Genomic DNA, 13,433 nt, shown 5'->3' on the forward strand with positions numbered 1-13,433 from the left:
TAGTAATCAGTGATTAGTAATCAGTAATCGCGGCTATGAAACTGATCACTGATTACTAAATACTGATTACTTTTTCTTGGACAACATGCTCCTCACCAGCGACTACGACTACTCCCTCCCCGACGACCTGATCGCGAGCCATCCGCTCGCCCGTCGCGAGGACTCGCGCATGATGGTGCTGCACCGTGCGGAGCAGCGCATCGAGCATCGGTTTTTTCGCGAATTTCCGGGTTTCCTGCGCGCGGGGGATCTGGTGGTGCTGAATGATACCCGGGTGATTCCCGCGCGCGTCTTCGCCGATGGTGGAAAGATCGAATTGCTGTTTCTCGAGACCGTCCGCGAGGACACTTGGAAGTGCCTCGTGAAGCCCGGGCGCAAGATGCGGCTCGGCGCGACGGTGCAGATTCGCGGCGTGACCGGGACCGTGGAGGAGATTCTGCCGGACGGTGAGCGGATCATCGCTTTCACCGGTCCGGTCGATCTGGACGCCGCGGGCGAACTTCCGTTGCCGCCCTATTTCGCTCGTGCGGTCGAGCCCGCGGATTCGGAACGCTACCAGACGGTCTTCGCCCGTGAGCGAGGCGCGGTCGCGGCGCCCACCGCCGGGCTGCATTTTACGCCGGAGATTCTCGCCCAGGTGCCCCATACCTTTGTGACCTTGCACGTGGGCGTGGGTACGTTTCGTCCGGTGCAAGTGGACGACCTCACGCAACATCGCATGCACTCCGAGCGCTTCCGCATCAGCGAGGAAAGTGCGCGGGCCATTAACGCCGCCCAGCGGCTCGTGGCCATCGGCACGACCACGGCGCGCGTCCTGGAGTCCCAAGGGCTGCCGGTTTCCGCCTGCGAAAGCAGCACCGACATTTTCATCTACCCGCCGTATCAGCCGCGGGCGGTGGGCGCGTTGCTCACCAATTTCCACCTGCCGAAGAGCACGCTCCTGATGCTGGTCAGCGCCCTCGCGGGCCGTGAATTTGTCCTCCGCGCCTACGCGGAAGCCATCGCCCAGCGCTACCGCTTTTACAGCTACGGCGACTGTATGCTCATTTTGTAGACTTTAAGACGCGGAAGGGGCCCTTTCTCTGTAAAAAGCGGAGCATCTTTACAATTCCTTAACAATTTTCCGGTTGCGTGCTCATACGCACTTAACACTCGGCGTGTTCACTATGGGGCAGAGCTTGCGATCAACCCCGCAGGCGAAATGAATATGATCGCTCTTCCCATCCAGCCCAAGTCCTCGGTGCACAGCCGCCCGTCCTTCCGTATGCTGTGTGCGTGGTGTGAACAGACGATCGAGCGCAACAACCCCCCAGCCGGTCCGTTGATGGGAAATTCTCATGGGATTTGCGCTCCCTGCGCACGGCAGCACTTTGGGTTGGACCTGGAAGCGATCGCCGCCGAAGCGCAACTCTGCGCGTAACTCGCTGCCCCCAACGGAGGGACGCGCTCCTGCGCGTGCCGAGATTGGTGAACGTGGCGTTCAACCCGAGATGGTCACGTCACGGTGGCGGAATCGGAGCCCAGAATTTTCCCCACGGAATTCTCCGCGTGCTGAACTCAACTATTTGCGCATAGTGGAAAACACGACATTTCACCAAAGCGTCACCGACCCGTAGTCGGATTGTCACATGGCCCGCTTACGAGCAGGCGATGCCCAATCCATCTTGTTCGTTCCGTCGTGCCGGCGCCTCGCGTCGGCTGTATTTCCCCACCAGTATCTGTGCCGGTATTTTGCTGGCCGGCGTGCTCGCCGATCGCGCCGCTGCCCAGAGCTTCACCGCCGGTGATATCGTAGTTAGCCGTAGCACTTACACCGGAGTTTCCGGGAGTGTTCCCGTTCCCTGGCACGCTGCCCAACGGCTCGGCCTCGGTGGCGGATGGTTCCTTCCCCAATGTCTTCAATAACGAGACTCCGGATGCTTCCTTCGGCATCACCTCGCCGATCTTCATCGACCAACTTACACCCACCGGCGCTTCCACCGGAGTGAGTATCAATGTCACGAATCTGGTCCAGACCCAATTGGGCGCGAACCTGACGACCAGCTTTCCGTCGAAGTCGGAGCTCGGCTTGAGCCTGACGCCGGACGGCACGGCGCTGACGTTCATGGGCTATGGCGCCGCCGCCAATCAGCTCGATGTCTCCAATTCGAATACGCCCGGACACATCGATATCACCAATCCGATCAACTCGCAGGGCGTCCTGAGCAATCAGCGCGATATCGCGGAGCTGAGCTATCAGGGCAATATCCAGCTCACTACGACCAATGCGTATTCCGGGAACAACGGGCGCAACGTCGTCCTTGGCTCCAATGGCAACTATTACATGGTCGGCAACGCCGGTAACAACGGCAAGAGCCTTTCCTTCACTTCCGGCGCGGTGACGATCGCCAGCGGCAGCGATGAGGTGACGCTCTCGGGTTCCGGAAAAAATACCACGGCCAACATGTATGTGGGCGCGCCGGTCAGCGGGACGAACATTCCGACCGGTGCTTACGTGACCTCCATTGTCGATCAGACGCATTTCCTGATCAACGCGAATGCCACCGGCACAGCGAGCGGCGCCTACGTGGCGAATGAAGGCGCCTTTCAACTTACTGGGGTGAGCTTCAGCAACACCAGTTCGACGGTGACGGTGGCGGATACCTCGAAGCTGGCCGCCGGCATGCCGCTGACGGGGACGAACTTCGCGGCGAACAGCTACATTCAGTCCATCACCGATGCGACTCACTTCGTAGTGAATACGCTGCCCACGGGCAGCGCCACGGGCTCCAGTTATGTGGCTGCGGTCTCGAACTCGATGCTCAGCGACAATACCGGTGTCCAGATGATCACGAAGGGGACCAATGATACGACGGGCTCGAACGTCGCTGCTGTCACCAACAGCACGGCCGTGGGCAAGGTCAACGGTACCTATGGTTCGGCCACCGGCTATCAGCGCGGCTTTACCCTGTCCCAAGTCCCGGGGCAAACGGACGACAAATCCGGCAAAGACAATAACTACCGTGGCCTGACCGACTATAACAACGCGGTCTACGTGACCAAGGGTAGCGGTGGCAACGGCCTCGATGCGGTGTATCAGGTCAATCCGAATGGTGGCGGTTATGTGGCGCCGGGATCGAGTGCCGGATTGGCGACCTCCGCCACCGCGGGCACCGCGAGCATCAATCCGCTTCCGGGCTGGCCGACGACCAGCACGGGCGCCAATGAAGGCGCGACCAACGGTTCGACGGTCTATCATCCGTTCGGCATCTGGTTCGCGAACGACACCACGCTCTATGTCGGTGATGAAGGCCTGGCCGGTAGCACCAATGCGGCGGCGGGCGGCCTGCAAAAGTGGAGCTGGAACGGCACCTCGCAACAGTGGATGCTGGATTACACCCTGGCGGCGAGCACCATCGCCAGTTACGCCGTCGGCGGCATCGGCACGCTGCAAGCGGAAGGCCTGCGCAACATCACCGGCAAGGTCAATGGTGACGGCACGGTGACCATCTATGGCATCACCTCCACCACCGGCCAGACGTTGAACGACGAGGGCGCGGACCCGAACCAGTTGGTTTCCATCACGGATACCCTGTCGACGACCTCTCTACCGACCGGCGAGAATTTCGATGTCCTCGAGACCGCCGCCGATGGCGACGTGCTTCGCGGTGTCTCGTTCGCTCCGTCCGCGGTTCCCGAACCTGGTTCAATGACCCTGCTCTTCGCGGGGGTGGCGCTCCTCGGCGGTTATCGCCGCCGGCGCCAGGCCTGAGCCGCCGACTGGGAAAAAGATTTAGTTGGGTAAAGCGTAGTTGATCGGCCCTTCGAGTTTCACTCGAAGGGCCGAACTGCTTGGTGAGCGTTGGAGGCCACCGCGCCGGCGGTGCTGGATCAACCCGAGGCCTACTGAGCCGAGATCCGTTCCGGGTCGTCGACGTGATATGGATTACCGCTCAAGGAGCCATGAACAATCGGCTCGTCCTTGGGTTTTGCCGCATCTGCACCGGAGCCGGTGAGGGGACTTTCCGGCGTCTTCGACGCGCATGGAGCAGCAGGAGCGCTGACCGCCGGCCGGACGGCGAGCACGTGCGATTGTCCCGCAGTCGTGAGTAACATCGCCGCAACGGCGACGAAAGGAAGCGCGATGCAGACCCGCAACCAGATCGGTGAAGTCGGAATTGTCCCCAAAATACTCGTGAATCGTTTCATGGTGGCAGCGGAATGACGCTTTGGGGGCAGCGGATCCATCCTTTCCGGCGCACGGTGCGCGAGCCACGTTTCAAGCCAGCGGAGATCGCGTGGCGATTTGGTAAATTCGAAAACTAATCCGCAGCTTCGCCTCGGCGCCAGCGGCGGTGCCGGAGGGTATCGAGGAGGACGGCGACGAGAATCACCAGGCCGAGCACGACCTTGTGCGTGTAACTCTCGACGTTGGTCAGGTTCATGCCGTTTTGGATGACCGCGATGGTGAAAGCGCCGACGAGTGTGCCGAGCATGCGGCCTTCGCCGCCGGAGAGGCTGGTCCCGCCGACGACCACGGCGGCGATGATATAGAGCTCGTACATGTTACCGTAGGTGGGCGAGCCGCTCTTCAGTTGCGAGGCCATGATCACGCCGCCCAGCCCGGCGAGCAGGCCGCTGGCGGCGTAGGCGAAGAGGAGCACACGCCGCACGGGCACGCCGGAAAGTCGCGCCGCTTCCCGGTTGCCGCCCACCGCGTAAAGATAGCGTCCGAGGCGCATGCGCGACATGACGACATGCGCCAACCCATACAGAACGAGCATGAGCAGGACGGCATTCGGGATATGCAGGAAATCCGCCCCGCGGCCCAGCCAGACGAACGAGTCCGGAATCTGATAAATGGATTGGCCTTGGGCGAGCAGATAGGCGAGGCCGCTGCCGACGAGCATCATGGCCAGGGTGACGATGAAGGGTGGAATGCGGAAGAGCGTGATCATCCCGCCGGAGAAAGCGCCGACGAGTCCGCAGAGCAGAATCGCGGCGAGACAGGCGATCGTCATGCCTGTGGTGGAGGCGTGGGTGGCGCCGGCGTAGTCGCGAATGAAACGTGCGGCCAGCACGGCCGAGAGCGCGATGAGACTGCCGACCGAAAGATCGATGCCGGCGGTGATGATGACCATGGTCATGCCGATGGCGATGATCGCGATGACGGCAATCTGGTTGGCGATGTTGAGCAGGTTTTCCGACTTGAGAAAATTCGGCCAGCGATAGGTCCGTGGCTTGACGATGCGCGGGTGACCCAGGGCAGGGAAGTCCGTCGGGATATCGGAGAAGACCAACCAGGCGGCGGTCACTTGATTCCCGGCGATGGCATCGAGTGGCTTGTTGGTGGCCGCCAATTTTTGCAACACTTCGCGCGCGTCGCGTGGTTCGCCGATGGCCACCGTCACTTGCAGGCCAGCAGCGGTGAGTTCCTGCTCGAGAGCTCGGGCAAAGACGGTGTCTTCGGCTTGCGACCGGGCGGCGATGAGCACCTGGCCGCCTTTGCCCGGCGCACGCACGAGGTCGGACGCCACCTGGTGCACGGCGGTTTCTCCCGTGGGCGTTTGTTCCGTGAGCGTGACCGTGCTGAAGAAAACGCAGAGCAACAGCAGCACGAAGATCATGCCATAATCGGAGAGCAAACGCTGGAGGGCTGGCTTCATATCAGGCAACGGCCAGCTGCATCATCTGCTCCTGCGTGGCGTGGGCCACATCGGCGATCTCGCCGGTAATGCGGCCATCGTGCATCACCAGGATGCGGTCGGCCATGCCGAGGACCTCGGGCATTTCGGAGCTGATCATGATGATCGCTTTGCCCTGCGCGGCGAGTTCGTTCATCAGCAGGTAAATCTCGTATTTCGCGCCGACATCAATGCCGCGAGTGGGTTCGTCGAAGATCAGCACTTCGCAATCGCGGGCCAGCCATTTGGCGAGGACGACCTTTTGCTGGTTGCCGCCGGAAAGATTGCGCGCGTGCTGTTCCTGGTGGGGGACTTTGATGCGCAGCGTCTCGACGTAGCGTGCGAATTCCTCGCGTTCACCGCGCAGGTTGACGAAGCCATCGGCGGCCAGCCAATCGAGATTGGGCAGGCCGAAGTTTTCGCGAATCGAATGGCCAAGAATGAGGCCCTGGAGTTTGCGATCCTCGGTGAGCAGGCCGATTCCCGCGGCGATGGCGTCGCGCGGCGTGCGAATGGCGAGCGTCTGGCCGTCGAGTTGAATGTCACCGGCTTCGCGTCGATCGGCGCCGAAGATCAGCCGGACCACTTCCGTGCGACCGGCGCCGATGAGACCGGTGAGGGCGAGGATTTCACCGCGTCGCACCTCGAAAGAAACATCCCGTACCGCACGTCCGCGCTGCAGGCCGGTGACTTTGAGGCGCGACGGCCCGACGGCGACAGAGCGCTTGGGAAATTCGTCCTTCAACTCGCGCCCGACCATGAGCTCGATCATCTGCTGCCGGGTGAGTTCTCCGATCGGCCGTTCGCCGACGTTCGCGCCATCGCGCAGCACCGTCACGCGATCGGCGATGGTGAAGATCTCGTCGAGCCGATGACTGATATAGATCACCGCGATGCCCTGGCGGCGCAGATCGCGGATGATTTCGAAGAGCCGTTCGACCTCGTGCGAAGTGAGCGCGGCGCTCGGTTCATCCATGACGATGATGCGCGCATCGAAAGCCAGCGCCTTGGCGATTTCCACGAGTTGCTGTTGCGCGGTGGTGAGGCGGCGGCAGGGCGCATCGAGATCGATCTGCACGCCCAGCCGGCGGAATAACTCCGCCGCCCGCTGGCGTTCGTGTTGCCGCTCGATAAATCCGGCCCGGGTGCGTTCCTGCCCGAGGAAGATATTCTCGCAGGCGGTGAGTCCGGGGACGAGATTGAACTCCTGGTAGATGATGGCCACGCCGGCCGCGCGGGAATCGTGCGGCGCCTGGAAACGCATCTCCCGGCCGGAGATCGCGATGCTTCCCGCATCCGCACAGAAAGCCCCGCCGAGGATTTTCATGAGCGTGCTTTTGCCCGCGCCATTTTCGCCGAGCAAGGCGAGCACTTCGCCAGAGTGAAGTGTGAGGTCCACCCCGCGCAGGGCGCGCACGCCGGGAAAGGACTTCACGATGCCGCGCATCTCGAGGAGCGGCGGCGCGGCTTCCGTCATAAACCGAGAGCGTTTTCCAAGGCCTCCCGCATGACCACGGCGTCCCGAGGGTGATGCCCGGTCCCAGAATTTCGACCACCCACGATGGCCTGGTTCACGAGCATCCCCGAGCCCGTCGACCGGTATGCAGCCGCGGGCTTCCGCATCGCGCAGGAGGCGGGTGCGTGGGGGATTGAAGATGACATCGGCCACGACCATGCCGGAGTGGAGCGAATGCACATCGATGGCCAGGCGCGCCTCGCCATCATAGAGGCCGATGGATGTGCCGTTGATGACGACATCCGTTCCCGCCGGCACCGCATAGTCGCCATTCCAAACGACCAATTCCGCTTCCAGCTTGAGCTTGGTGCGCAATAACTCGACCAACTCGCGGCCACGCTCCTCGCCCCGATTGACGACCGTGATTTTCTTCACTCCTGCGAGGCCGAGTTCCACCGCGATGGCGCGCGCTGCTCCGCCGGCGCCGAAAAGCACCACGGACTTTCCGCGCGGATCGATGACGGAGACGAGCGACTTCAGGAAACCTTTGCCGTCGGTGTTTTCGCCGATGAGCTGATCGCCGCGCCGCACGACGCAATTGACCGCGCCCATGATCCCCGCGGATTCGCCGAGGCCATCGAGATGCGCGATGACATTGACCTTGTGTGGCAGGCTGCAATTGAAGCCGCGAAAACCCATCGCCTTCGCGCCGCGGACGGCATCCGAGAGATCGGCGGGCGTCACTTCCATATTGATATAGCGCCAATGCAGGTCGTGATGCGCGAACGCCGCCTCGATCACGGCCACGGTGGGATTGCCCGCCGCTCCTTGTGACATCGAGCCGACCAACGCGTGGAGAAAATTTTGCGAAGCGGCCATGTTATTTGAGGCTCGGGTCTTTCTCCGCGTCGGCCTTCTTGTAGAGGCTCGTGGGGATGAGCATCTGCGGCGGCAGCGTCTCGCCCTTCGATTGCTGGATGATCGCATCGACGATTTGCGCGCCCATCTTGTCGGGGAATTGAATCGGGTCCGCGTAAATCTTCCCTTCCTTGATGGCTTGCTTGCCTTCGGGCTGGCCATCGAAACCGACGATCACGACCTGGTCTGTCTTGCCGGCTTTTTCCAGCGCGGCGCGGGCGCCGAGAGCCGCGGGATCGTTGATCGCGAAGATACCGTGCAGGTCGGGGTTCGCTTGCAAGGTATCTTCCGCCGCCTTGTAACCCTGATCCTTCGCGCCGCCGCTCTCGAGTTCGGCCACGATATCGACTTTCGATTTCCCCTCGGCGTTGTGGGCATCGATGATCTCACGGAAACCCTTCACGCGGAGCTGGCAGGACTCGGCCTGCTTGAAATGGAGGATGGCGATCTTTCCCCCGGCTTCGCCCAAGGCCTCGATCATTGCCTTGGCGGCTTCCTTGCCGCCGCCGTAATTATCGGTCGCAATCTGCGTGGCGATCTTCACGCCGGGTTCGTGGCAGGGAATGTCGACGGTGAAGACGGGGATGCCGGCGGCGTTCGCTTCCTGGATGACGGGCACGATGGATTTCGAATCGCACGGGCTGAGGACGATGGCGCTGACCTTTTTGACGATGAAATCCTTGATCTGGTTACTCTGCTTGGCCACGTCCTTGTCGCCGCTCACCACCACCGCATCGTAACCGCGCTTCTTGCCCTCCGAGACGATGTTATCGCCGATGACTTTGAAGAAAGGATTGTCCAGGGTGAGCAGTGAGACGCCGATGGTGCCTTTGCTCGCGCTGCCGGTGGGCGGTTGAGTATCGGTGGAGGTGCTCGCGTTTTCCGACTTGTTGCAGCCGGCGAAGACCGTGAGCAGGCAGGCGAGAGCGATGAAGAGTCGATGTTTCATTGGGGGGAACGGAGTGGTCTAGCAAGTGACCGCGTCTTTTCTTAGCGCGGCTTGGAAAGGCTCGAGCAATGGGTCGGGAAGGGGAGGCGTCGCGCCGGCTTGCGAGCAGACATAAGCCGCCACGGCATTGGCGTGCTGGCTGATCTGGTCGAGAGACCAGCGATGCAGGAAGCCGACGGTGACTGCAGCGGTGAACGAGTCACCCGCGCCCACGGTGTCGCGCACGGTGATGGGTGTCCTGGGTTGCTCCACGAGTTGGCCATCGGCCCAGAGCATGCTGCCGTCGCCGCCACGAGTGAGGGCGATGAGCCGAAGCGAAAAGCGTTTGGCCAGGGCAGTGAGCTGCTCCGCAGGGCTGCCGGTGAGCTGGAAAAGCTCGGCCAGGACCGGCAACTCCTGATCGTTCAGTTTCAGGGCATTGGCGGCGGTCAGCGAGGAGGTGATGACATCTGCCTGGATGAAAGGGGGACGAAGATTGATGTCGAAGATCCGCAACGTGTCCGGCCGCGTCGCGGCGAGCAGGGTGGCGACGGTCTTCACGACGTGCGGCGTTCTTTGCGCCAGCGAACCGAAGCAGACGGCATCCGCGTTACGCACCGCCTCGAGCGCAATTTCATCCGCGGCGATCCGATCCCACGCTACGTTTTCGTGAATGATGTATTGCGGATGGCCAGCGGCATCGACCGTCACGGACACTGTGCCGGTGGGCGCGGTGGAGTCGATGGCGAGAGTATCGGTGGGCAAACCGCGCGCTCGAAAGCGTTCGATGATTTCCCGTCCGTCCGGGTCATTGCCGATGCGGGAAATGAGCCGGGCATCAGCCCCGAGCGCGTGCGCGTGACAAACAAAATTGGCCGGCGCCCCACCGAGTTGTTGGCCTGCGGGTAAGAGATCCCAGAGGACTTCACCGATGCCGACGATTTTAAATTCAGGCGAAATCATATCTTATAGACTGTGAAATAAACCGGCAGTGAGATCGTTTGGCCCGCGAATTACACAGATGACGCGGATGAAAAATGTTCCATTTGTGTCATTCGCGTGATTCGCGGGCACTTTTTTACAGTCTCTCAGTCTTCCTTCTCCGGCTTTTCGTCGAGCACCGGTTTTACCTCGCCCTGCAACGCCGAGATCCGCTCGCTGAGACGCTGGGTTTCCTCGGCCGTCGTGTAGATTTGGAAATCGATGGCGGCATGGTGGTTTTCGCCCGCGGCCAGTTTGGGAACGCGGCCGTGGGCGCGTTCGATGCGACGATTGGCCGGGAAATTGGTGCCGGGCTCCAGGCCGGTGACATAACCTTCCGGCAAGGAGGTGGTATTCTTCCACATCGTCACGTAGGGCAGATCCTTGACCGGGAAGGTGAGCGAAACGGCGCGGTCGCGGGCCTTGTTTTCCAGGCCGATGGTTGTCCGGCCATCCTTGTCCGCGAGGGGATGGAGACAATAGACCTCCTCGACGAAGCCCGGAGTCGGCCCCGTGTAGGTCGCATACTGCGCGATATCCTTGGCGGCGTGTTCGTTGAAAGGAGTCACGCGCGAGGCGGCGGCGAGAAAGGTGGACCCTTCCTCCAGGAGCGGGTGTCCATAGTTAGTATGGTAAAGTAATTCGAACTCCTGCTCCTGCCCGCCGTGATTGGTGATGACATCCTCGATGCGAAAACTCGTCGAGCCGGGCTCCGTGGAAATTTCCGTCTGCAGCTCCAGCTTCGGCCCATAAAACATCCGCTCGTGCACCTTTCCGCGCAGGCGAATACGATAGGGCGGGGCGGGGTCGATGGAGACTTCCACTTCACTGGCCGGGATATTGGCGATCTTGCCGTGGAGGGTGAGTTCCATGGTGGCTTCCTCGCCCACGTTGTTAATGAATTTGTCCGGTGCCCGGGTGGCCATTGCTTTCCAGGCCGCAACGGACCAACCCATTCATTGAAACCGTCCAGCCAGCCGAGGCCGCCGCGGCTTTGGAGATTGATGTAGCTTGGGTTCACCACTTCCTTTACCGGCGAATCCCAGCCGAGCCGCACATCACCGCTCGTCACGGAAAGGACGCCCATGCCGCGTGTGGGAACGACGGTGATCTTCAGCTTCCCATTGTCGATGATCACCAGATCCACGCCTTCCTGCTTGCCGCCGTGGAGCGAGATTTTGCGGACCGACCACGCCGATCCCCTGGCGCCGCCCGCGTGGCCGCTCTGCTCCCAGGTATCGACGCGAATGTTGTCTTTGGCGCTGAGGAGAACTTTGTGCATGGGTTCCGCGGCGGAGAGGTTCATGACGCCGAGAGTAAGGGTGGCGGCGAGGACCAAGGGGAGCGTTTTCATGGGCAGGGGGATGACCATTGGTGAACCGCGATGCTCCATGAGGCTGGCGTGGAGGTCGAGCCGATTTCGGTTTGGCCGATTGGTTGAAGGGACACTCGGCTTCGAATTTCGCAGCGACCCGGTAGCGGCATCGGAGAAATAGGAAGAGTGGGAGTCGTGAAAATCCTATTCCTCCTATTCTTCCCATACCTCGTATCTCCTGGACGGTCGCCGACCGCCGCTACAGCGAGGGATCGCTATGCGATACTGGAGCGCCGATCCGCCCTAGTGGTTGTAGAAAAACCCGAGAAAGAAATTCTTGTCCTGCTCGTCCATGTCGCTCTCGTACCATTTCGGTTCCGTCCTCTTCCACGGCTTCTCCTTGTTGTGGTCGTGAGCACAGCCGGAGAGCAGGCTGTTGGAAAGCAAGGCCAGGAACAGGAGCAGAATCTTCATGAGGTCGGGCGAGACAATGGGATAGCGAAATGAATTTGTCTCCCGATTTCTAGCCCTATCTGTCTCGCCTTGCGCCAGCGCCAGTCATGTCCGTTGAGGATGCCAAATTTGCTTTCGACAATCTGATCAAAGGATACCCCATCGAATGATTCGATCGTGATGTGCAGCAAAGCTTCCAAGTCGCCCGCTTGATACGGGCGAATGACAACGTTCATTGCTGATTCGCTCAGCGCGCGTGCTTACTTCGCTTTCTTCGCCTTGGCCCAGCGAGCTTTCACCGCGGCGACGATCCGCGCGCGAGCTTCGGGGCTCAAGTTACGCTTCTTGCGGCGCTTGCCCGCCTTGGGAGCGGCGACCGTTTCCGAATCCGAATCGCCCTTGGCCTTTGCCCACCTGGCCTTCTGCGCGGCGGCGATGCGCGCGCGACCTTCCGCTGACAAACCACGCTTACGCCGGCCCGGCTTGGCGGCTGCCGCACTGACACTGACTTTGGCGGCGCTCGGAACGTGTGCACTGGAGCCGAGGATCGAAGCCAATTCCGCTTCCAATTTTTGGATCTGTTCGGAAATGGTAATGGCTCGTTTGAGTTGGTCGATCGATGGGGTTGTGGACATAGATGGTAGAATTACTGATGGAATTATCCCTGCGAGTCAATTGTATAACTTTACACAAATGTCGCAATAGGGATTGCGCTCCGAGGGGCAAATCATATTATCGCCGCCATGCCTACCAAAAAAGCTCCCGCAAAGAAAGCTCCCGCTCGTAAAGCTAACGCCGCCTTCCTCAAGCCTGTTCAACCTGATGAGGCCCTCGCCAAAGTCGTCGGTTCCAAGCCGCTCCCGCGCACCGATCTGACCAAGAAGCTTTGGGACTACATTAAGAAGAATAAGCTGCAGGACGCGAAGAAGAAGACCCAGATCAATGCCGACGACGCGTTGAAGGCCGTTTTCAATGGCAAGAAGAGCGTGAGCATGTTCGAGATGACCAAGCTGGTCTCGGGACACCTCACCAAGTAAGTATCCTATCTCATAGTCAGCAAGATCCCCGACCGATCGCCATGCACCAAGCCCCGGAATATGGCATCGGTTGGGGATCGCTGGCTTTGATCAATGCCGGTCTTGCGCAGGGCAAGAATCGCAGTGGCATGAATTGGTTTCTCGTGTCCTTGCTTCTGGGGCCGATCGCGACTTTTCTCCTGGTCGCTTTCTTCGAAAAATTGCCGGAACGGCCTTAGCGTTTTTCCCGCGCCTGTTAGCCATGGGGGATCTGACCAATCCGAAGGCGATTAAACTGAAGGGCGTATTATTTTTGATCACCGGGGTGTTGGCTTCGGCGTTGTTGTTAATGGAGTCGCCGACTTTGCGGACGGCGGTATTGCTGGTCATCGCGATCTGGAGCTTTTGCCGGTTTTATTATTTCGCGTTCTACGTCATCGAGCATTACGTGGACCCAGGGTTTCGCTTTGCGGGGTTGGGGGCGTTTTTGAGGTACTGGTGGGGGCGGGGGAGGAAAGGGTGAGAGGTGGCGTTACGTTGACGGGGACTTATAGCGGTGGCGGAAAAGCTTCGGGGTAATAGCGGTAATGCCGCGCGTGAGTCCTCGGCAGGAGATGCGCGAAGCGCCCCAACAAAAACGGCAGTCATCCTGAGCGGAGCGGGGAAGCNTGGGCGGAGTCGAAGGACCTCTGACCTTCGTGGG

At 60.7% G+C, this 13,433-nt stretch carries 15 protein-coding genes and 1 pseudogene; 6 read left to right on the forward strand and 10 right to left on the reverse strand.

What is annotated here, in order from left to right:
• Nucleotides 1–85 precede the first annotated feature (85 nt).
• The 3 genes from queA to CFE428DRAFT_RS34810 all read left to right on the forward strand — a co-directional run bounded on the left by queA (nt 86) and on the right by CFE428DRAFT_RS34810 (nt 3,751).
• A complete protein-coding gene (gene queA, locus CFE428DRAFT_RS30640; RefSeq protein WP_006983619.1) occupies nt 86–1,054 on the forward strand; it encodes a tRNA preQ1(34) S-adenosylmethionine ribosyltransferase-isomerase QueA in 969 nt (322 codons plus the stop codon).
• A gap of 147 nt (nt 1,055–1,201) precedes the next feature.
• Nucleotides 1,202–1,420 (forward strand): hypothetical protein, encoded by a 219-nt coding sequence (locus tag CFE428DRAFT_RS38060; protein ID WP_006983620.1) that lies wholly within the window; start codon nt 1,202–1,204, stop codon nt 1,418–1,420.
• A 408-nt stretch (nt 1,421–1,828) separates the two neighbouring features.
• Complete coding sequence (locus tag CFE428DRAFT_RS34810) at nt 1,829–3,751, forward strand: beta strand repeat-containing protein (RefSeq protein WP_006983621.1); 1,923 nt, start codon at nt 1,829–1,831, stop codon at nt 3,749–3,751.
• Nucleotides 3,752–3,882: 131 nt separating this feature from the next.
• Here the strand turns inward: CFE428DRAFT_RS34810 and CFE428DRAFT_RS30650 are convergent, their stop codons facing one another.
• The 10 genes and pseudogenes from CFE428DRAFT_RS30650 to CFE428DRAFT_RS39380 form a co-directional block, all read right to left on the reverse strand.
• Nucleotides 3,883–4,188, reverse strand: coding sequence for a hypothetical protein (locus tag CFE428DRAFT_RS30650; protein WP_042726150.1), 306 nt, complete (start codon nt 4,186–4,188; stop codon nt 3,883–3,885).
• Nucleotides 4,189–4,301: 113 nt separating this feature from the next.
• On the reverse strand, nt 4,302–5,645 hold the full coding sequence (locus tag CFE428DRAFT_RS30655; protein ID WP_006983622.1) for an ABC transporter permease: 1,344 nt from the start codon (nt 5,643–5,645) through the stop codon (nt 4,302–4,304).
• Between the two features lies 1 nt (nt 5,646).
• On the reverse strand, nt 5,647–7,998 hold the full coding sequence (locus tag CFE428DRAFT_RS36435; protein WP_006983623.1) for an ATP-binding cassette domain-containing protein: 2,352 nt from the start codon (nt 7,996–7,998) through the stop codon (nt 5,647–5,649).
• Nucleotide 7,999: 1 nt separating this feature from the next.
• Nucleotides 8,000–8,986, reverse strand: coding sequence for a substrate-binding domain-containing protein (locus CFE428DRAFT_RS30665; protein ID WP_006983624.1), 987 nt, complete (start codon nt 8,984–8,986; stop codon nt 8,000–8,002).
• Nucleotides 8,987–9,004: 18 nt separating this feature from the next.
• On the reverse strand, nt 9,005–9,928 hold the full coding sequence (locus tag CFE428DRAFT_RS30670) for a carbohydrate kinase family protein (RefSeq protein WP_006983625.1): 924 nt from the start codon (nt 9,926–9,928) through the stop codon (nt 9,005–9,007).
• A 125-nt stretch (nt 9,929–10,053) separates the two neighbouring features.
• Entirely contained in the window at nt 10,054–10,872 is an 819-nt protein-coding gene (locus CFE428DRAFT_RS30675; protein WP_006983626.1) for a DUF4432 family protein, read from the reverse strand.
• A gap of 83 nt (nt 10,873–10,955) precedes the next feature.
• Nucleotides 10,956–11,339: pseudogene (locus tag CFE428DRAFT_RS41470) on the reverse strand (DUF4432 family protein); the annotation flags it as partial.
• A gap of 225 nt (nt 11,340–11,564) precedes the next feature.
• Nucleotides 11,565–11,735 carry a hypothetical protein gene (locus CFE428DRAFT_RS38065; protein ID WP_006983627.1) on the reverse strand — a complete coding sequence of 57 codons (171 nt, stop codon included), beginning with the start codon at nt 11,733–11,735 and terminating at the stop codon, nt 11,565–11,567.
• Nucleotides 11,732–11,950 carry a hypothetical protein gene (locus CFE428DRAFT_RS38070; protein ID WP_006983628.1) on the reverse strand — a complete coding sequence of 73 codons (219 nt, stop codon included), beginning with the start codon at nt 11,948–11,950 and terminating at the stop codon, nt 11,732–11,734. The genes CFE428DRAFT_RS38065 and CFE428DRAFT_RS38070 overlap by 4 nt, the downstream gene beginning before the upstream one ends.
• A gap of 24 nt (nt 11,951–11,974) precedes the next feature.
• The gene (locus tag CFE428DRAFT_RS39380) at nt 11,975–12,349 is read right to left on the reverse strand and encodes a hypothetical protein (protein ID WP_006983629.1); all 375 of its coding nucleotides are present in this window, start codon (nt 12,347–12,349) and stop codon (nt 11,975–11,977) included.
• 108 nt (nt 12,350–12,457) lie between these two features.
• On the opposite strand from CFE428DRAFT_RS39380, the gene CFE428DRAFT_RS30685 reads away from it, so the two are divergent.
• From CFE428DRAFT_RS30685 to CFE428DRAFT_RS30690, 3 genes are read left to right on the forward strand one after another with little or no spacing between them, the layout of a single operon-like run.
• Nucleotides 12,458–12,751, forward strand: coding sequence for an SWIB/MDM2 domain-containing protein (locus tag CFE428DRAFT_RS30685; protein WP_006983630.1), 294 nt, complete (start codon nt 12,458–12,460; stop codon nt 12,749–12,751).
• 41 nt (nt 12,752–12,792) lie between these two features.
• On the forward strand, nt 12,793–12,969 hold the full coding sequence (locus tag CFE428DRAFT_RS38530) for a hypothetical protein (RefSeq protein ID WP_006983631.1): 177 nt from the start codon (nt 12,793–12,795) through the stop codon (nt 12,967–12,969).
• A 23-nt stretch (nt 12,970–12,992) separates the two neighbouring features.
• The gene (locus tag CFE428DRAFT_RS30690) at nt 12,993–13,253 is read left to right on the forward strand and encodes a hypothetical protein (protein WP_006983632.1); all 261 of its coding nucleotides are present in this window, start codon (nt 12,993–12,995) and stop codon (nt 13,251–13,253) included.
• Nucleotides 13,254–13,433: the final 180 nt, after the last annotated feature.

Origin of the sequence: Chthoniobacter flavus Ellin428 (assembly GCF_000173075.1) — a bacterium.
Lineage (GTDB): Bacteria > Verrucomicrobiota > Verrucomicrobiia > Chthoniobacterales > Chthoniobacteraceae > Chthoniobacter > Chthoniobacter flavus.

Excerpts from the sequence above, each read along its gene's own strand:
- queA (WP_006983619.1), top strand. The coding sequence starts at position 86 with ATGCTCCTCACCAGCGACTACGACTACTCCCTCCCCGACGACCTGATC.
- CFE428DRAFT_RS38060 (WP_006983620.1), top strand. The coding sequence starts at position 1,202 with ATGAATATGATCGCTCTTCCCATCCAGCCCAAGTCCTCGGTGCACAGC.
- CFE428DRAFT_RS30650 (WP_042726150.1), bottom strand. The coding sequence starts at position 4,188 with ATGAAACGATTCACGAGTATTTTGGGGACAATTCCGACTTCACCGATC.
- CFE428DRAFT_RS30655 (WP_006983622.1), bottom strand. The coding sequence starts at position 5,645 with ATGAAGCCAGCCCTCCAGCGTTTGCTCTCCGATTATGGCATGATCTTC.
- CFE428DRAFT_RS36435 (WP_006983623.1), bottom strand. The coding sequence starts at position 7,998 with ATGGCCGCTTCGCAAAATTTTCTCCACGCGTTGGTCGGCTCGATGTCA.
- CFE428DRAFT_RS30665 (WP_006983624.1), bottom strand. The coding sequence starts at position 8,986 with ATGAAACATCGACTCTTCATCGCTCTCGCCTGCCTGCTCACGGTCTTC.
- CFE428DRAFT_RS30670 (WP_006983625.1), bottom strand. The coding sequence starts at position 9,928 with ATGATTTCGCCTGAATTTAAAATCGTCGGCATCGGTGAAGTCCTCTGG.
- CFE428DRAFT_RS30675 (WP_006983626.1), bottom strand. The coding sequence starts at position 10,872 with ATGGCCACCCGGGCACCGGACAAATTCATTAACAACGTGGGCGAGGAA.
- CFE428DRAFT_RS38065 (WP_006983627.1), bottom strand. The coding sequence starts at position 11,735 with ATGAAGATTCTGCTCCTGTTCCTGGCCTTGCTTTCCAACAGCCTGCTC.
- CFE428DRAFT_RS38070 (WP_006983628.1), bottom strand. The coding sequence starts at position 11,950 with ATGAACGTTGTCATTCGCCCGTATCAAGCGGGCGACTTGGAAGCTTTG.
- CFE428DRAFT_RS39380 (WP_006983629.1), bottom strand. The coding sequence starts at position 12,349 with ATGTCCACAACCCCATCGATCGACCAACTCAAACGAGCCATTACCATT.
- CFE428DRAFT_RS30685 (WP_006983630.1), top strand. The coding sequence starts at position 12,458 with ATGCCTACCAAAAAAGCTCCCGCAAAGAAAGCTCCCGCTCGTAAAGCT.
- CFE428DRAFT_RS38530 (WP_006983631.1), top strand. The coding sequence starts at position 12,793 with ATGCACCAAGCCCCGGAATATGGCATCGGTTGGGGATCGCTGGCTTTG.
- CFE428DRAFT_RS30690 (WP_006983632.1), top strand. The coding sequence starts at position 12,993 with ATGGGGGATCTGACCAATCCGAAGGCGATTAAACTGAAGGGCGTATTA.